The organism is Neisseria canis, assembly GCF_900636765.1.
In the GTDB taxonomy this organism is placed as follows: Bacteria; Pseudomonadota; Gammaproteobacteria; order Burkholderiales; family Neisseriaceae; genus Neisseria; species Neisseria canis.
Map to the genome: position 1 here is coordinate 284,804 of NZ_LR134313.1, position 17,928 is coordinate 302,731.

21 protein-coding genes, 1 other RNA gene and 1 pseudogene are annotated in these 17,928 nt (G+C 48.5%); 12 read left to right on the top strand and 11 right to left on the bottom strand.

What is annotated here, in order from left to right:
- Positions 1-93: 93 nt before the first annotated feature.
- The 7 genes from hpf to EL143_RS01365 all read right to left on the bottom strand — a co-directional run bounded on the left by hpf (position 94) and on the right by EL143_RS01365 (position 5,418).
- Entirely contained in the window at positions 94-417 is a 324-nt protein-coding gene (gene hpf, locus EL143_RS01335) for a ribosome hibernation-promoting factor, HPF/YfiA family (protein WP_085415353.1), read from the bottom strand.
- Between the two features lie 76 nt (positions 418-493).
- Positions 494-1,852 (bottom strand): RNA polymerase factor sigma-54, encoded by a 1,359-nt coding sequence (rpoN, locus tag EL143_RS01340; RefSeq protein WP_085415354.1) that lies wholly within the window; start codon positions 1,850-1,852, stop codon positions 494-496.
- An 82-nt stretch (positions 1,853-1,934) separates the two neighbouring features.
- Positions 1,935-2,669, bottom strand: a complete 735-nt coding sequence (lptB, locus tag EL143_RS01345; protein ID WP_085415355.1) for an LPS export ABC transporter ATP-binding protein — start codon at positions 2,667-2,669, stop codon at positions 1,935-1,937.
- Positions 2,670-2,787: 118 nt separating this feature from the next.
- Positions 2,788-3,294, bottom strand: coding sequence for a lipopolysaccharide transport periplasmic protein LptA (lptA, locus tag EL143_RS01350; protein ID WP_085415356.1), 507 nt, complete (start codon positions 3,292-3,294; stop codon positions 2,788-2,790).
- Entirely contained in the window at positions 3,275-3,856 is a 582-nt protein-coding gene (gene lptC, locus EL143_RS01355; protein ID WP_085415357.1) for an LPS export ABC transporter periplasmic protein LptC, read from the bottom strand. The genes lptA and lptC overlap by 20 nt, the downstream gene beginning before the upstream one ends.
- Positions 3,853-4,389: a KdsC family phosphatase gene (locus EL143_RS01360; protein ID WP_085415358.1), complete on the bottom strand. Its 537-nt coding sequence runs from the start codon at positions 4,387-4,389 to the stop codon at positions 3,853-3,855. Before EL143_RS01360 ends, lptC begins: the two co-directional genes overlap by 4 nt.
- Positions 4,390-4,440: 51 nt before the next feature.
- Positions 4,441-5,418 carry a KpsF/GutQ family sugar-phosphate isomerase gene (locus EL143_RS01365; RefSeq protein ID WP_085415359.1) on the bottom strand — a complete coding sequence of 326 codons (978 nt, stop codon included), beginning with the start codon at positions 5,416-5,418 and terminating at the stop codon, positions 4,441-4,443.
- Positions 5,419-5,580: 162 nt separating this feature from the next.
- On the opposite strand from EL143_RS01365, the gene tal reads away from it, so the two are divergent.
- The 9 genes from tal to rpsI all read left to right on the top strand — a co-directional run bounded on the left by tal (position 5,581) and on the right by rpsI (position 11,928).
- Positions 5,581-6,636, top strand: coding sequence for a transaldolase (tal, locus tag EL143_RS01370; protein WP_085415360.1), 1,056 nt, complete (start codon positions 5,581-5,583; stop codon positions 6,634-6,636).
- A 382-nt stretch (positions 6,637-7,018) separates the two neighbouring features.
- Positions 7,019-7,255, top strand: a complete 237-nt coding sequence (gene acpP / locus EL143_RS01375) for an acyl carrier protein (RefSeq protein ID WP_009117440.1) — start codon at positions 7,019-7,021, stop codon at positions 7,253-7,255.
- A gap of 165 nt (positions 7,256-7,420) precedes the next feature.
- Complete coding sequence (gene fabF, locus EL143_RS01380) at positions 7,421-8,668, top strand: beta-ketoacyl-ACP synthase II (RefSeq protein ID WP_085415361.1); 1,248 nt, start codon at positions 7,421-7,423, stop codon at positions 8,666-8,668.
- Between the two features lie 185 nt (positions 8,669-8,853).
- Positions 8,854-9,843: an NAD(P)H-dependent glycerol-3-phosphate dehydrogenase gene (locus EL143_RS01385; protein ID WP_085415362.1), complete on the top strand. Its 990-nt coding sequence runs from the start codon at positions 8,854-8,856 to the stop codon at positions 9,841-9,843.
- 119 nt (positions 9,844-9,962) lie between these two features.
- A complete protein-coding gene (locus tag EL143_RS01390) occupies positions 9,963-10,280 on the top strand; it encodes a hypothetical protein (protein ID WP_085415363.1) in 318 nt (105 codons plus the stop codon).
- 17 nt (positions 10,281-10,297) lie between these two features.
- Positions 10,298-10,609, top strand: coding sequence for a cell division protein ZapA (locus tag EL143_RS01395; protein WP_085415364.1), 312 nt, complete (start codon positions 10,298-10,300; stop codon positions 10,607-10,609).
- Between the two features lie 15 nt (positions 10,610-10,624).
- Positions 10,625-10,807, top strand: a non-coding RNA gene (gene ssrS / locus EL143_RS01400) — 6S RNA.
- A 290-nt stretch (positions 10,808-11,097) separates the two neighbouring features.
- Positions 11,098-11,526: a 50S ribosomal protein L13 gene (gene rplM, locus EL143_RS01405; RefSeq protein WP_085415365.1), complete on the top strand. Its 429-nt coding sequence runs from the start codon at positions 11,098-11,100 to the stop codon at positions 11,524-11,526.
- 9 nt (positions 11,527-11,535) lie between these two features.
- Positions 11,536-11,928, top strand: a complete 393-nt coding sequence (rpsI, locus tag EL143_RS01410) for a 30S ribosomal protein S9 (RefSeq protein WP_085415366.1) — start codon at positions 11,536-11,538, stop codon at positions 11,926-11,928.
- Between the two features lie 130 nt (positions 11,929-12,058).
- Here rpsI and EL143_RS01415 read toward each other — a convergent pair.
- Positions 12,059-12,683 (bottom strand): annotated as a pseudogene (locus EL143_RS01415) (IS1595 family transposase).
- Between the two features lie 130 nt (positions 12,684-12,813).
- Between EL143_RS01415 and EL143_RS01420 the strand changes: the two are divergent.
- From EL143_RS01420 to EL143_RS01430, 3 genes are all read left to right on the top strand, one after another.
- Positions 12,814-13,053, top strand: a complete 240-nt coding sequence (locus EL143_RS01420) for a GlsB/YeaQ/YmgE family stress response membrane protein (RefSeq protein ID WP_085415367.1) — start codon at positions 12,814-12,816, stop codon at positions 13,051-13,053.
- Between the two features lie 62 nt (positions 13,054-13,115).
- Positions 13,116-13,628, top strand: a complete 513-nt coding sequence (locus tag EL143_RS01425) for a protein disulfide oxidoreductase (protein WP_085415368.1) — start codon at positions 13,116-13,118, stop codon at positions 13,626-13,628.
- Between the two features lie 458 nt (positions 13,629-14,086).
- Entirely contained in the window at positions 14,087-15,595 is a 1,509-nt protein-coding gene (locus tag EL143_RS01430) for a catalase (protein ID WP_085415369.1), read from the top strand.
- A 298-nt stretch (positions 15,596-15,893) separates the two neighbouring features.
- Here the strand turns inward: EL143_RS01430 and accD are convergent, their stop codons facing one another.
- Genes accD through trpA form a run of 3 tightly spaced genes read right to left on the bottom strand, consistent with a single transcriptional unit; the run spans position 15,894 to position 17,911 of the window.
- Complete coding sequence (accD, locus tag EL143_RS01435; protein WP_085415370.1) at positions 15,894-16,763, bottom strand: acetyl-CoA carboxylase, carboxyltransferase subunit beta; 870 nt, start codon at positions 16,761-16,763, stop codon at positions 15,894-15,896.
- Positions 16,747-17,115 (bottom strand): hypothetical protein, encoded by a 369-nt coding sequence (locus EL143_RS01440; RefSeq protein ID WP_126326493.1) that lies wholly within the window; start codon positions 17,113-17,115, stop codon positions 16,747-16,749. Before EL143_RS01440 ends, accD begins: the two co-directional genes overlap by 17 nt.
- A gap of 13 nt (positions 17,116-17,128) precedes the next feature.
- Entirely contained in the window at positions 17,129-17,911 is a 783-nt protein-coding gene (gene trpA, locus EL143_RS01445; protein WP_085415371.1) for a tryptophan synthase subunit alpha, read from the bottom strand.
- Positions 17,912-17,928 lie beyond the last annotated feature (17 nt).

The following is a 17,928-nucleotide window of genomic DNA, read 5'->3' on the forward strand; positions in this document are numbered from 1 at the left end:
GATAACTTGATTCTGCAAGAGCGGCGCAAAAAAGCGAAATGCCTGTCTGAATATATTCAGACAGGCATATAACAGGCTTCAGGTTACGATGATTTACTCATTTTCCGGTGTAGGTGCAGGAGCGGAGCGCACATCGTTGCTCTTTTCTTTATGTTTCAATACGGCGCGGTCAAGTTTGTCCATCAGCACATCAATTGCCGCATACATATCCGTGTTGTCAATCTGCTCTACATGCAAATCCTTACCTGCCAGATGCACATGGGCTTCGGCTTTGTTTTGCAGCTTTTCTACCGAAAGGGTGACGGTTACTTTAATCAGATTGTCGGCATGGCGGCTGATGCGCTCAAGTTTGCTTTCAACATGATTTCTAATTGCTTCAGTAATATCGAAATTTAAACCGTTGATTTTGAGATTCATAAGTTTTACTCCTTCGGTTGATAACGAGCAGCCCGACAGGGCAACTCTTTAAAATCTGTTTATTAGCATCTTGATTTTATGATTCTTTACGCTGGCTCGCCGGAGGGATACCCAACGCCTCTCTGTATTTCGCAACCGTCCGGCGGGCTATATCCACCCCCTGCTGTTTGAGCAGGCCGCTGATGGCTTCGTCTGAATACGGTTTTTTCTTATTCTCCCTGGCAATCAATTGCACCAGCATGGCTTTAACCGCACTCTGGCTGACCCCTTCTCCGCCCTCTTCTGCCGACACGGCTTGGGTGAAGAAATAGCGTAGCGCAAACAGCCCCCGCGGGCAAGACAAATATTTCTGATTAACCGCGCGCGATACCGTGCTCTCCGCCACATCCAATTTCTGCGCGGCATCTTTTAAAAGCATGGGGGTTAAGCCGATTTCGCCGAACACGAAAAAATCTTCCTGCTTCTCAACAATATATTCGGCCAAACGCAAAACCGTGCTTTTGCGCAACTCCAAGCTCTCAACCTTTTGGCGCGCTTCCTGGATTTTTTCACGCCACACGGAATCCATTCCGCCCTCTTCCTTCAGGGCATCGCTCAATTCGTGGTTAATCTGGATACGGGGCCATGCCGCTTCGTTGCTCTGAACCACCCATCTGCCCTCTTTATCTTCTTTAATGATGACATCAGGTTGGATATAAGAGGTCGGCTCAGCCGAAGCAAAACCGTAAGCAGGAAAAGGATTCAGCTGCGCCACCATTTCAAGTGCGGTTTGAATGACATTTACATCATAATTAGGAAAATGTTTTTTCAGTTTCGCTATGTTTTGCGACACGCTTTTGCTTAAATCATCCAAGTACATATGCACGATTTTGGCCGCGCATTGCCTGGCCGGAGAAGCCGGAAGACGCTGTAATTGCAGCAATAAAGATTCGGTTAGGCTTGCCGCGCCCACACCCGGCGGGTCGAAAGTTTGCAGATGATCCAGCGCCTCGCGCATTTCGTCTTCATCCAGCATCCATTCTAACGGGCAATGGTCGATTACCTCGGTGATGCTGTCTGTAAGGTAGCCTTGTTCATCCAGAAAATCTATCAGAATATGAACCCGCGCCGCTTCGAGCTGGCTTAAGGGATGTTCGCAAACCTGTTTGTGCAGATAATTGATGAAATCTTCTTCTTCGGCAATCGTCGCCCAGATGTCCTCTGCTTCGTCACCGCTGATTTTGTTGCGGCTGGCAATGGTTGCGGAAATCGTGCTCTGTTCCAGCGGCGCCTCCGGCACCTCGCCCCGCTCAAGCAGCGGATTGTCTTGCAGCCAATCTTCTACCTCCCGCTCCAGCTCAATACCGGACATTTGCAGTATGCGCAAAGATTGCTGCATGGTCTGGTTAAGCTGTTGCGTCTGTTTCAGTTTAAGATGGAAAGATTGGCCGCTCATAATGTGGTTTCCGTTGATTTTGGAACTATTTTTGTTGTGGTGTGGTGTATTTTATTGTTTTAAATCTCTTTCTTACCTAGAATCAATAATCGAAGTTTTCACCCAAGTAAACTTCTCTGACCTGTTCGTTATTTACCAGCTCTTCGGGCGTGCCGGTGGCCAACACTTTACCGTCGCTGATAATAAAGCCTCTGTCACAAATGCGTAGGGTTTCGCGTACATTATGGTCGGTAATCAACACCCCGATACCGCGGGTTTTCAAAAAGCTGATGATTTTTTGAATGTCGATAACCGCCAGCGGGTCAACGCCTGCAAACGGTTCATCCAAAAGAATGAAGCGCGGCTGCATCGCCAGCACGCGTGCAATTTCCACACGCCGCCGTTCGCCGCCCGATAAGGAGGGAGCAGGGTTTTCGCGCAGCCGTTCAATATTCAAGTCTGCCAAAATTTGGTTTAAACGGCGGTCGATTTCGGCTTTGTCTTTGGTGTTGATTTCCAAAATGGCGCGGATATTCTGCTCCACGGTCATTTTGCGGAAAATGGATGCTTCCTGCGGCAAATAGCCCAAGCCCAAACGGGCACGCTCATATATCGGCATATGGCGCAATTCTTTGCCGTCGAGCACGATACTGCCGGTATCGGCGGCGATAAGGCCGACTATCATGTAAAAGCTGGTGGTTTTGCCTGCGCCGTTGGGGCCGAGCAGGCCGACAACTTCGCCGCTGTTGATATCCAACGAAAAATCTTTGACAACTTGGCGCTTTTTAAATGTTTTTTGCAGGCTTTTCACCACCAGACTGCTGTGTGCTTGTTCCATAAAATCCCGTTAGGCTGTTGCGTTCCAATCATTGTTTTCAGACAGGCATATCCTGAATCAATGCCTGTCTGAAAAATATCCTGCGTGTTCTGTTCTATATATTCAGACAGGCATTCGTTTATTTTTTGGTGGGCTGTATCACAACGGTAACCCGTTTGCCCGATTTACCCGAAACGGCTTTGCTGCCGCTGACGGTATAAACCTCCGTCCGTGTGTTATACACAATGCTCTCTCCCTCGGCCTTATCTCCGCCCCGGGTTACTTTGGCATTGCCCACCAGCCTTACCACACCGGTATCCGACGCATATTCCACGTTATTCGCCTGCCCGTCGACTTTGCCGCCTTTTTCGAGCTGCTGGCCGAATTTTACCGGGCTGCCGCCCGCCTTCATAAATTGGTTGCCATTCGCATCTTTCGATACGGTAACGCTGCCTGCCCGTATGTACATTGTACCCTGTTTGATAACCACATTGCCGCTGAACGTGGTGGTCTGGTTTTTCTGGTCAAGCGTACCTTGGTCGGCTTCGATTTCAATCGGCTTGCTGCGGTCGCTTTCCAGCGCATAGGAAGGCGCGGCAGCCACAACGGCGGAAAGGGCGGCGGTTTTAAGGATTTTTCGGATCATAAATAATGGCTTTCACTCTTGAGGGCAAGTTCAATACGCCCTTTTCATTGTCGTAAGTCAGACCGTTTGCCGTGCCGTGCGATTGGCCGTAACGGTATTCCACCCGGGCATCGGTGTGGGCATTTTCAGTTTGTGTATCAATAGTGATGTGGCTGGTTTTCAGCATACCGGCAGGTTTATCGGCTTGTGCTGCCTTAGTGAACTCCACATCGTTTTCAAAGTAGATCTGCCGCTTTTCCGTATCATAACGCGCATCTTTACTGGTTACCCGGTAAATCTGCCGACCTTGGGCAAACATTTCCAAATCAGGGTCTGCAAACATTACCTCGTCTCTATTCGGCAACTGCCAGGCTTTTACCGCGCTGAGGTTTTCTTTGACAAAGCCTTGGCCGTCAAACCGTTTTCCGGCGATACCCTGCATTTCATATTTCGGCTCGTTGGGGTTTAACGCCGTTTCCTCCACCTGCACTTCGCTAATCCGGCCCAGCCATGCGCTCAAGCCGCCCAGCGCAACAGCCAACACCAAAGGAAACAGCCAACCCGAACGGAATTTCATGTTCATTTGATATATTCTTCCAATGCCGGCTGCAAACTGCCTTGCGCCTGCATAATCAGATCACACAATTCCCTTACCGCACCTTGGCCGGCGGAACGGCGGGTCACATAAGCAGCGTGCTGCAATACAAAATCATGCGCTTCGGGCACGGCTGCCGGCAAACCGCAACGCACCATCACCGGCAAATCCACCACATCATCACCGATAAACGCACACTCATGTTCTTCGACGCCTGCCGCAGAACGCAGTTCATTATAAGCTGCTTTTTTATCGTGTATACCTTTATAGTAATACCCGATACCGATTTGTTTGACGCGCACGCCCACAGACGGAGCATCTCGGCCGGTAATAATCGCCGTTTGCACACCGCTTTGCTGCAACATTTTCAGGCCGTGTCCGTCCAAAGTATGGAACGATTTGATTTCTTCGCCGTTGTCACGGATAAAAATACGGCCGTCGGTCAGTACACCGTCAACATCCATAATCAATAATTTAATCTTCGCAGCACGCGCTTGGATTTCAGGAGATAAAGTCATCATGACCACATTCTTTCTTTTCAGACAGGCATCGCCAAACCTGGTAAATCAACACTAAGCAATGCGCGCCAGCAATAAATCATGCATGGTTACCACACCTTCCAGCTTACCTGCCCCATCCGTTACCAAAAGGCTGCTGATTTTTAATTCCTGCATACTTTTAATCGCTTCCGTGGCCAACTTTTCCGGCGAAATCGTTTTCGGATTGGTGTGCATCACGCTGTCCAAAGTCAGGTTATTCACTTTTTCGTGCTTTTCAAACACACGCCGCAAATCGCCGTCGGTAAAAATACCCAATACCTTGCCTTCGTCATCCACAATGCAGATCATGCCCAAGCCTTTGGCGCTCATAATCAAAATACCCTCACGCAACAAGGTATCCGTTTTAGCAACCGGCAAACGCTCGCCGGTGCGCATGATGTCGGCCACCCGCAGCAGTAAACGTTTACCCAAGCTGCCCGCAGGATGGCTCAAAGCAAAATCGTCCGGCGTGAATGATCGGGCACGAAGCAGCGCCACTGCCAAAGCATCCCCCAAAGCCAAAGCCGCCGTGCTGCTGGAAGTTGGTGCCAACCCGAGCGGACAGGCTTCTTTCGACACCGCCGCCGTGATATGCACATCAGCATTCCTGCCTAAAGTCGATTTCGGGTTCGCGGTGATGCAGATCAAACCGATTTTTTTACGCTTTAACGCAGGCAGCAAAGTTACGATTTCGTCACTTTCGCCCGAATTCGACACCGCAATCACCACATCCCCGTCAACAATCATGCCCAAATCGCCATGCGCCGCTTCCGCAGGATGAACGAAAAAAGCGGGTGTGCCGGTAGAAGCCAAAGTAGCGGCAATTTTGCGGCAGATATGGCCCGATTTGCCCACGCCGCACACCACCACCCTGCCCGTGCAGTTCAAAACCGCGGTTACCGCCGCTGCAAAGTGTTCGTCTAACGAAGCAGCGATTTCAGTCAAACTTTCCGCCTCAATCCTCAGCACGCCGCGTGCCCATTCAATGTAATTTTCTTGATTGTTTTCCATAATGTCCACTAATCGCTTAGGGCTATCCAAAGCTGCTTTTTCGCGTTAGGATTCCAGAAGCTGTTTCGCATTACCGCACCAACCAATACAGATTGGCAATGCGAAATTTGAATTACCCAGCCTCTTATCAGATTTACTCTAAAACACAAAGGAGCCGTTTAAATGACCATTCTATCGGACGTTAAAGCATTAGGCCAACAAATTTGGCTCGACAACCTTTCCCGTTCGCTCATCCAAAGCGGAGAGTTGGCGCAAATGCTGCAACAAGGCGTATGCGGTGTAACCTCCAATCCCGCCATTTTCCAAAAAGCCTTTTCCGGCGACCCGCTTTATGCAGAAGACATTGAAAAATTAAAAGCACAAAACCTCAGCCCCAAAGCACGCTACGAAACGATGGCCATCGCAGACGTACAGGCTGCGTGTGACGTATGCCTGTCTGAACACCAATCCACAGGCGGCAAAACCGGATTTGTCAGTCTGGAAGTCGCACCGGATTTATCCCATGACGCAACAGGCACCGTTGCCGAAGCCAAACGTCTGCACGCAGCCATTGCCCGCGACAACGTTATGATTAAAGTTCCCGCGACCGATGCCGGTTTAGAAGCCTTAACCGAACTGGTCGCCGAAGGCATCAGCATCAACCTGACCTTGCTCTTTTCCCGTGCCCAAACATTAAAGGCCTACGCCGCCTACACCAAAGGCATCGAACAACGCCTAGCTTCAGGTCTGCCGGTTAACCGCATCCATGTGGTAGCCAGCTTTTTCATTTCCCGCATCGACAGCGCACTCGATCCCACCCTGCCCGAACATCTTCAAGGTAAAGTTGCAATCGCCTTAGCAAAAGCGGCCTACCAAGATTGGGAAAACTATTTCGGCAGCCCGGAATTCTCCCGGTTGCAACAAAAAGGCGCCAACCGTATAGCGCTGCTTTGGGCCTCCACCGGCGTCAAAAATCCGGCCTATCCCGACACTTTATATGTAGACAGCCTCATCGGCGCGCAAACTGTAAACACCGTTCCCGACGCCACACTTAAAGCCTTTATCGATCACGGCACAGCCGAAGCCACATTGACCGGCAACACCGAACAAGCCGAGCAAAAGCTGGAAGAAGTCGCACAACTGGGCATCAATCTCGAAGCGCTGGCAACCCGTTTGCAGGAAGACGGCTTAAAACAATTCGAAGAGGCTTTTGAAAAACTCCTCAAGCCATTGGCATAAGCAATCCACCAGTTATAAAATCAGGCAGTCTCTTTTAGATACATATTCACAAATTAACGTGCCCACAGCAAACACAACCATAAATGCCTGTCTGAAAACTTTCAGACAGGCATCTTTCAAATCATCACACCAACTCAGCGAAACCCTTTAAATTCCTTTAACACAGCAACAAAACCCACAAGCCTCAATGCAAAATTGTAAGGATTCAAAAATATCCTTGTCAGTCAAAATGACCCTATGCTAGTATGCCGCCTAACCCCATGAGGGCCAAATTACCCTGAATTCCGATAGAAAACCCCGGCCCGATTCGGTAAAATACAAGAATACCGGTTATAAGGTTTTCAAATTAACCCGCCACAAGGCAAATTAAGGATAAACAAACATGTCAAACATCGAACAACAAGTTAAAAAAATTGTTGCTGAACAACTGGGTGTAAGCGAAGACGAAGTGAAAAACGAATCTTCATTCCAAGACGATCTGGGCGCAGACTCTTTGGATACTGTAGAGCTGGTTATGGCTTTGGAAGAAGCTTTCGGCTGCGAAATTCCAGACGAAGAAGCAGAAAAAATCACTACCGTGCAACTGGCGATTGATTACATTAACGCCCACAACGGCTAATCGCGTAGTTGAAATATTCCGGATTTCCCCAAATCAGCATCCATATGCCTGAACCGGCGGATTTCCACAAAGCCCCTGTTGCGCGGCCAGTCTGCACAAAGGGGCTTTTAACCTTTCAAGACACCCATCCAAACACTCGGGACAACTAGAGAAACGGGAAGATTTATGAGCCAGAGACGAGTGGTCATCACAGGCCTAGGGCAAGTATCACCCATCGGTAACGATGTAGAAACAGCATGGAATAACCTTTTGGCCGGCCAAAGCGGCATTGATGTGATTACGCGCTTCGACGCATCAGAGCTAAGCAGCCAAATTGCCGGCGAAGTCAAAAACTTTGACATCAGCCAATACATCAGCGCCAAAGAAGCCCGCCGTATGGACGTGTTCATCCACTACGGCATAGCCGCCTCCTTACAAGCCATTGCAGATGCCGGCCTGAACGAAACACCCAATTTAAATAAAGACCGTGTAGGCGTGAATGTGGGGGCGGGTATCGGCGGCTTGCCCAGTATCGAAGCCACCAGCAAAATCGTCGCAGCCGACGGCCCGCGTAAAATCAACCCATTCTTCATCCCCGGCTCATTAATCAACATGATTGCCGGCCATGTTACCATCCTTACCGGCTACCACGGCCCGAGTTACGGCATGGTTTCCGCTTGTACCACCGGCGCACATTCCATTGGCGATTCCGCCCGCATTATTCAATACGGTGATGCCGATGTGATGATTGCCGGCGGTGCCGAAGGAGCAATCTGTATGCTCGGCATGGGCGGTTTTGCGGCAATGAAAGCTCTTTCCACCCGCAATGACGATCCTAAAACAGCATCACGCCCATGGGATAAAGGCCGCGACGGTTTCGTGATGGGCGAAGGTGCCGGCATATTGGTGCTGGAAGAATTGGAACATGCCAAAAAACGCGGCGCCAAAATCTATGCGGAATTGGTCGGCTTCGGCATGAGCTCCGATGCACACCACATTACCGCACCCAACGCCGAAGGCCCGGCACTTGCCGTAACCCGCGCCCTGGCCGATGCCGGTCTGAATCCTAGCGACATCGACTATGTTAACGCACACGGCACATCTACGCCGCTGGGTGACGCCAACGAAACCAACGCCTTGAAGCTGGCTTTCGGAGATCACGCCAAAAACTTAGTGGTTAACTCTACCAAATCCATGACCGGCCACTTACTCGGCGCGGCAGGCGGTGTAGAGGCAGTGTATAGCGTACTGGCGGTCAACAAGCAAATTTCACCGCCCACCATCAACCTCTTCGAACAAGACTTTGAATCAGGTTGCGATTTAGACTACTGCGCCAACCAAGCCCGAGAAATGCCGATTCGCGCAGCCATTTCCAATTCATTCGGATTCGGCGGCACCAACGGTACGCTCGTATTCAAAAAATTCGAGGGTTAACACCCGAAGCCACACAAAATGGCCGCACCTGCCTTGATAAGCAAATCCAGTGCGGCCTTTAAACTTTAATGCATGAACACAATGCCTGTCTGAAAATATCGACTGCTTAACTTTCCCGTATTTCCCTTGCAGCATCTTCAAGCATGTTTTAAAGTTAAAGCAATTTCTACCAAAAGAGAAAAACGATGAAAATTACTGTCATTGGTGCCGGCGCTTGGGGCACAGCACTAGCTATCCATTTCGCATTGCATAACAACCAAGTTGCCATGTGGTCGCGCAACAGCGCCCATCAAGAAGCAATGCAGCAAGATAGAGAAAACAAGCGCTACCTACCCGGCTTTACCCTTCCCGAAAGCCTTTCCGCGCACACAGACCTAAACGAGGCTCTACAAGACAGTGAGCTCGTCCTCATTACCACATCCGTTGCCGGCTTGCGTGACAGCGCAGAGCTTTTAAAGCAACACGGCGCAGGCCATCTCCCTATCATCACAGCCTGCAAAGGCTTTGAGCTGGACACCGGCCTGCTGACTTTCCAAGTCGTTCAACAAGTATTGCCCGACAATCGACATATCGGCGTTTTATCAGGCCCCAGCTTCGCACAAGAACTGGCCAAACAACTTCCCTGCGCAGTAGTTCTCGCCTCTCAAAACGAAGCATGGATCAACGATTTAGTTGCCAAACTCAACACCAACGTAATGCGTCTATACGCCAATACCGACGTTATCGGGGTGGCCGTTGGCGGTGCAGTAAAAAACGTCATGGCCATAGCCACAGGCCTGTCCGACGGCCTGCAATACGGCTTGAACGCCCGTGCCGCATTAGTAACCCGCGGCTTAGCAGAGATTACCCGTTTGGCGGTTGCCATGGGTGCACAACAAAAAACCATGATGGGCTTGGCCGGCATGGGTGATTTAATCCTAACTTGCACCGGCGCACTTTCACGCAACCGAAAAGTCGGTTTAGGCTTGGCCGAAGGTAAGGAATTACATGAAGTATTAACCGAAATCGGCCATGTGGCAGAAGGTGTACCCACCATCGACGAAGTATTCGATGCCGCCTGCAAATACCAAATCGATATGCCGATTACCCAAACGCTTTACCAACTGGTTCGTAAAGAGCTTCCGGTAAAAGAAGTAGCAGCGCGCCTCATGTTACGCGAAGCCAAACCAGAATAATGCTTTTATAAACCTCAAATTAAATGCCTGTCTGAAAATAAAACTTTCAGACAGGCATTATTGACACGCATAGCGCACCACACTATCCTTTCACAAAAATCAAACGGTATTTAAGCATCATGGAACAACCCTTAGATAAATTGGAAATCAGCGTTTACCAGCTGGCTCAAAAATTCGAAACACTCGTTGGCGAAAACAAGCGCCTTACAGATGAAGTCCAACTCTTAAAAGAAGAGAAAATAAAATCAGAGCAACAACACGAAGCTGCGATTGACGAACTAAGTGAAGCATTATTGGTACAGGTCAACAAACTGAAAGAAGATTTACAAAGCAAAATCGACAGCTTAATCTTTGAAAATCAGCAATATCGCGACCTATTAGTAAAGAATGCCGATCAAATCCGCGCCATATTAGCGCGCCTACCGGTAGAACCTTAAAAGAAAGTAGTACAAAAATGAGTGAAATTGTTCAAGTTGACGTTGACATCATGTCCCGCCAATTTAAAATCGGCGCACCGGCGGAAGAAAAAGAAACCCTACTACAAGCAATTGATTTACTAAACCAAAAAATCACAACCGTTAAAGAAAGCGGCAAAATTGTAGAAAGCGACAAAATCCTTATCATGGCCGCATTAAACGTTGTGCACGATTTGCTGAAAATGTCGATGCAGAATGGTTTGGCAATTGGCGAATTTGAGCGTAAAATAACTGACATGCTACAAGTTTCCGAGCGTGCATTGGCCAAACTGCCCAGTGCACAAGCATGAAACAGTAAACTTCTTCTTTCCCTGCGGTGTTCGCTAAGGCATACATTCCTTTGAACCAATAAGTTCGCTTAAGGTTTCCGGGAGTTTACAGTGGGCGCGAGCGTTCTCTTTTGAATGCACCCGAAGCTGTCCAAGGAGACCGCCTTGTCTGACAAGGTTCAAGCGGATTGAGCCTCAAACGGCACCAGCGGGGATCCCCCAAATATAAAACACCGCTGAAGCGGTGTTTTATTCTTTCCCAATCTAAGCGCACAACAATTTAAAAACCAAAACCTATCCCCTATCAAAAAGCTCTAGAGTACAAACACTCAGGCTGAGTTATTCCAAGGAACAAGCATCGCCAAAATATTCGGTTTTGCCCCATAAAAACAACAAGAATTTGCGTTTTCTCAAATGCTGCCCCAGCAGACAACATCAATAAAATTGACAAAAACCCGTTTTCTCCTTAAAATTAGTAGCTTTCTATATATTTATTTGGATTACTCCTCATGAAAACCTTTTCAGCTAAACCGCATGAGGTTAAGCGCGAGTGGTTCGTGATCGACGCAGAAGACAAAGTTCTGGGTCGCGTTGCAGCCGAAGTTGCTAGCCGTTTGCGTGGCAAACATAAGCCAGAATACACTCCCCACGTAGATACCGGCGATTACATTATCGTTATCAATGCAGACAAACTGCGCGTTACCGGTACCAAACACGAAGACAAAAAATACTATCGTCACTCAGGCTATCCGGGCGGCATCTACGAGCGCACTTTCCGCGAAATGCAAGAGCAATTTCCCGGCCGCGCTTTAGAAAAAGCCGTAAAAGGCATGCTGCCTAAAGGTCCTTTAGGCTATGCCATGATCAAAAAATTGAAAGTGTACGCAGGTTCTGAACATCAGCACGCTGCACAACAACCTAAAGTTTTGGAAATCTAAGGACGCGACATGAACGGTAAATATTACTACGGCACAGGCCGCCGCAAAAGTTCAGTGGCTCGTGTATTCCTGCAAAAAGGCAGCGGCCAGATCATTGTAAACGGCCGCCCTGTTGATGAATTCTTCGCTCGTGAAACCAGCCGCATGGTTGTTCGCCAGCCTTTGGTTCTGACTGAAAATGCCGAAGCATTCGACATCAAAGTTAATGTAACCGGCGGTGGTGAAACCGGCCAATCCGGTGCAATCCGTCACGGCATTACCCGTGCTCTGATCGATTATGATGCAGCATTAAAACCTGCTCTGTCTCAAGCCGGCTTCGTTACCCGTGACGCCCGTGAAGTTGAGCGTAAGAAACCCGGCCTGCGCAAAGCACGCCGTGCGAAACAATTCTCTAAACGTTAATCTGTTACCAGAATTAATTGTTTGGATTACAAAGCCCGTCGATATGTACGGGCTTTTTAGTTGGAGCTTAGTGAGCGCTAAAGTTAAATAGTATTCGCTAAAAATACAAATGGGGCTTAGGAAGCAAAATTCATTTTAAAGGATCTTTCCGCAACATTCCCAACAGCACTTTGTACAAATCATCATGCCTGTGATTGAAGCGGAACCCGGTTTCTTTTAAATGCAGGTAAAACGTATGTTTCGGCACCCCGTTAAACTGTACCAAGCGATGCTTCGCGTAGCTCCAAAAAGATTCGATACCGCTGATATGCTGGGTACCACGGGCAAATTCATTATCACCATGACGCACTCTGAAATGCTTCGCGAAGCCCATATCGACCAACCCCTGATAACCTTTTGTAACGTTGCTTTTGAAGCATCGGAAACGATTTCGGTATAAACCTTGTCACCTCGTTTAAGTATGCCGAAAACAATCGTTTTACCGCCCGCACCGCGCCCGCGTTTGCCTCGGATACGTTTTGCGTCGAAATAGGATTCGTCCAATTCCACTATGCCGCAGAAAGTGTCTGCCGCTCACATTCGTCAGCCAATCGTCGCCGTAGTTTCAGGTACAGGCTGTTGATGCTTCTGACGCTGATTCCTGTCAGTTTGGCGGTGTCGGAAGTGGTCAGATCCAAGGAAAAAAGCCGCAGGATTTGACGGAATTTGGACTCGGTAATTTTGCTGAACTTTTGGTAATTGTTTTTTAATTTCATTTCAGAAGCTTATCACTATATTTGGTGATTTTGCTTCCTAAGCCCCTACAAAATATTTCACCTCAACCCTTTAAGAATCCATCATTAACCCCATATAGGAAACTCATTCACATCAAATTAAGGAATTAAAATGCTTTCTACCATTATTATTGGCTTTATCATCGGTGTATTGGCTAAATTTCTACACCCGGGCCGTGATAATTTGGGCCTGATCATGACTACCCTATTGGGTATCGGCGGATCATTATTGGCAGGCTGGGTAGGTCAATCAGTTGGTATGTATCACATGGGCGAGCCGGCAGGTTGGCTTGCTTCTACCATAGCGGCAGTAGTTATTTTAATAATTTACACCCGTGTAATTAAAAAATAAATCATTTTTCAAGAGCAGGCGCTTAAGCCTGCTTTTCCGCGTTCAGACAGGCATTTATATTTATGCAACAGAAAAAATGGCTTTCTTGGTTAAAAGAAGGAAGCATCCTGCTGGTGCTTATTCTACTTATTTCCATTGCATTAGATTGGTGGCGTAAACCAAAAGAGCTGCCAAACTTTGCGCAACAACCCCTCCAAACTATTTCAGGACACAACACCACTTTCGCTCAATTCAGCCAAAATCGTGTGGCCGTTTTATATTTTTGGGGTTCTTGGTGTGGAATCTGCAAGCACACTTCTCCCACGGTGGACAAACTAAGAATAAATGACATACCAGTTTTAAGCGTGGCGCTGTCTTCCGGCAGTGACGAAGAAGTACGCCAGTATCTGAGTAAACACCATTTTCAATTCGATACAATCAACGACCCCGACAGTTCGCTTTCCAAGCAATGGCGTGTTGCCGTTACACCGACCATTGTTTTATTAAAAAACGGCAAAATACTGCATAGTACATCCGGCATCAGCAGCTATTGGGGATTGCGCATGCGAATCTGGCTTTCTGATTTATTTTACTGATAGCCCAGTCAAAAATATCGCAACACATGAATTGAGATGCCTGTCTGAAAAAGAAGACAGGCATTCCACACTCTAGCAGCTTTAGAAATTTTACCTTAGCTAAAATTTCCAATCACAGAACCTGTGGTTGCTCATTGCAAACCAATACTTTCGTCACTTTCGTACTTAAAACATCGAAATCTCATTGTCATTTTTCCTGTTACAACGATTACACAACCGTAAATCGAATCAAAATACTAGACAATTAATTGTTTTATAAAGATAATTAAAACTATCAAGTTAAATTTTTCGATTTACAATATAAATTTCAAATCGAATTCATAGTTTTAATAGCGAAAACAATCATGTATAGTGCGCTTCATTATCCTTGATAAAGGGCAATAAAAAGTTCTTCAAGTTTGTTATATTTACGCTCGCAAACACCAACGATTATCTCTTGCTAACAAAAGGAGCAAACCATGAGCAAATGTCCTGTAACCCACTTAACCATGAACAACGGCGCGCCCGTTGCCGATAACCAAAACAGCCTGTCTGCCGGTCCGCGCGGCCCGCTGTTGACTCAAGATATATGGCTTCATGAAAAACTGGCCAACTTCGTGCGCGAAGTGATTCCTGAGCGTCGTATGCACGCTAAAGGTTCCGGTGCTTTCGGTACATTTACCGTTACCCACGACATCACTCAATACACCAAAGCCAAAATTTTCAGTCAAGTAGGCAAAAAAACCGAAATGTTCGCCCGCTTTACCACCGTAGCCGGTGAGCGCGGTGCAGCCGATGCCGAGCGCGACATCCGCGGTTTCGCCCTAAAGTTCTACACTGAAGAAGGCAACTGGGATATGGTGGGTAACAACACGCCCGTATTCTTCATGCGTGACCCGCGTAAATTCCCCGATTTGAACAAAGCGGTAAAACGCGATCCGCGTACCAATATGCGTTCCGCCACCAACAACTGGGACTTCTGGACCCTTCTGCCCGAAGCCTTCCACCAAGTAACCGTTGTGATGAGCGACCGCGGTATTCCTGCTTCTTACCGTCACATGCACGGTTTCGGCAGCCATACTTACAGCTTCATTAATGCACAAAACGAGCGTTTCTGGGTGAAATTCCATTTCCGTACCCAACAAGGCATTAAAAACCTGACTAACGAAGAAGCTGCCGCAATCATTGCCGATGACCGCGAAAGCCATCAGCGCGACCTGTATGAGTCTATCGAGAAAGGCGATTTCCCGAAATGGACCATGTATATCCAAGTGATGCCTGAAGCAGATGCAGAAAAAGTGCCTTACCATCCGTTTGACTTGACCAAAGTATGGCCCAAAGGCGATTACCCGCTGATCGAAGTAGGTGAGTTCGAGCTGAACCGCAACCCTGAAAACTTCTTTGCCGATGTTGAGCAATCTGCCTTTGCACCGAGCAATCTGGTTCCCGGTATCAGCGTGTCTCCCGACCGCATGTTGCAAGCCCGCTTGTTTAACTATGCCGACGCACAACGTTACCGCTTGGGTGTGAACCACCATCAAATTCCGGTGAACGCACCGCGTTGCCCCGTACACAGCAATGCCCGCGACGGTCAAGGCCGTGTTGACGGCAACTACGGCAGCACCATCCATTACGAGCCGAACAGCTTCGGCCAATGGCAAGACCAAGCCCAATACGCCGAGCCGCCTTTGAAAATCAACGGTGATGCGGCACATTGGAACTACCGTGAAGACGACTCAGACTACTTCAGCCAACCGCGTGCCTTGTTCAACTTGATGAGTTGCGAACAAAAAGAAGCATTGTTCAAAAACACCGCTGCAGCCATGGGTGATGCGCCTGATTTCATCAAATACCGCCATATCCGCAACTGTAATGCCTGCGATCCTGCTTACGGTGAAGGCGTAGCCAAAGCTTTGGGCTTAAGCGTTGCTGATGCGATTGCCGCCCGCGAGAGCGACCCGGCTTTAGGCCAACCCGGACTTCTGTAATGTGGTTGGATATGAGTGAAACTTTGGCTGAAATCATCGACCGGGTTTCTAGAAAAAGCGGGCAAAAATAATCCTGCTGATGTATAAGCAGAATGCCTGTCTGAATACGTTCAGACAGGCATTTTTTATTATTGTGTATAGTTAAAACACTTAATTTTAGTAGCATTTCCGTCATACTTGGGCTTGGCCCGAGTATGACGAGCGTACTATTTTTTAATTTGATTAACTATAGTTGCTAGAAATGCCTGTCTGAAATGAAAGTTTTCAGACAGGCATTTCTATAACGACAAACTGTTTCTTAAGCGGCATGAACGGCCGGTTCTCGTCGCAGCAAGGTAATCAAATTGGTAATACGCTGCTTCATTTCCCTGCGGTCGACAATTTGATCGATCGCACCTTTTTCCAATAAGAATTCTGCACGCTGAAAGCCTTCGGGAAGGGTTTCGCGCACGGTTTGTTCAATTACACGCGGGCCTGCGAAACCGATCAGTGCACCCGGTTCGGCCAACACAACATCGCCCAAAAACGCGAAACTGGCAGACACGCCGCCCATGGTCGGGTCGGTGAGCACGGAAATAAAAGGCAAGCCTTTTTCCGTGAGCAGGTGCAAAGAAGCGCTGGTTTTGGTCATCTGCATCAACGAACTCAAACCTTCCTGCATACGCGCGCCGCCGCTGGCGGAAACACAGATAAAGCTGCAATGGTCGGCCACGGCGCGGCGCACACCTTCTACAAAACGCTCGCCCACCACGGAACCCATCGAGCCGCCGATAAAACGGAATTCAAACGCGGCAACCACAACGGGATGGCCGTTCATCGTCCCTTTCATTACCACCAGCGCGTCATCTTCGTTGGTCAGTTTTTTGGCGGCGGAAAGGCGGTCGGGATATTTTTTGCTGTCTTTGAATTTCAGAATATCGGTGGGTTTCACATTGGCGGCGATTTCTTCACGGCCTTCTGCATCCAGCAGCAAATCCAGCCGCTCGCGCGCGGTCATGGCATTGTGGTGATTGCATTTCGGGCACACGTTTTGGTTTTGCGCCAAATCGGTGGCATATAAGGTTGCGGAACAAGACGGGCATTTATGCCACAGGCCTTCGGGAATACCCGATTTGCCGTTTTCGTCTTTTTTAATTTTGGGCGGAAGAATTTTATCCAGCCAGCTCATGGTCGACTCCTTGAATGTGTTCAGACAGGCATTGGCCTATCCGCAATGTATTAGTAGTAATCCGTGATATGGGAATATTGCTGCAACACTTTGCTGATTCGGGCGTTGCCTTGATATTTACGGATAAGTTTCGGTATTGCTTACCGGCCGCGGCGCAGACTCTTTGTGCTGTATTTGCGATGCGGCGTTGCTCTTTTTGAGGTAAATCAGGATCAAATTCTCCGACGAAGTGTTCGCAATCTTCAGCATGTTTAATGAAAACAGCCACTTCACGCGGATAAGATATATGGGGTTCAGCCTTAGAAACAGGCAATATAGCCAGCAAAAGCAGGATTGGCAATTGTTTTTTCATAACTGCTCCGGCGTTACAGCGCCGCTTTGAGCTCTTTAACCAACGCGCCGACTGCTTCGGCCTCTTTACCCGGATGATGCTCGATTTCTTTCACAATCCTGCTGCCGACAATCACGGCATCGGCAATTTGGCTGATTTTTCGGGCGCTTTCGGTGTCGTTGATACCGAAACCCACGCCAATCGGAATGGAGATGTATTTACGCAATACGGCAATTTTTTCAGCCACAGCTTCCGTATCAAGCGCGGCGGAGCCGGTTACGCCTTTGAGCGACACATAATAAACGAAGCCGCCCGCATGTTCGGCAATGGCTTGGATACGCACTTCGCCGGTGGTTGGCGCAATCAGAAAAATGCAGTCTATGCCCTCGTCTTCCAACACATGCTGTAAGGGGGCAATGGTTTCAACCGGATCGTCTACGGTCAACACGCCGTCCACTCCGGCGGCTTTAGCTGCACGGGCAAATTCGGCATAGCCCATTCTGTGTATGGGGTTCAGATAGCCCATCAAAACCACGGGCGTGGTTTGGTTGGTTTGGCGGAACTCTGCCACGGCAGCCAATACGTCTTTCAACGAAACACCGTTGGCCAATGCTCGCTCTGCGGCACGTTGAATGGTAGGGCCGTCGGCCATCGGGTCGGAAAAAGGCACGCCCAGCTCGAGGATGTCTGCCCCGTTTGCCGCCATGCTGTGCATCATGCCGACGGTGGCGGCCAAGTCAGGATCACCGGCTGTGATGTAGGTAATCAGGGCTTTTTTGCCGTTTAAAGCGGAGAAAGTGGTTGAGATTCTGCTCATGTGGATTTCCGGATTTG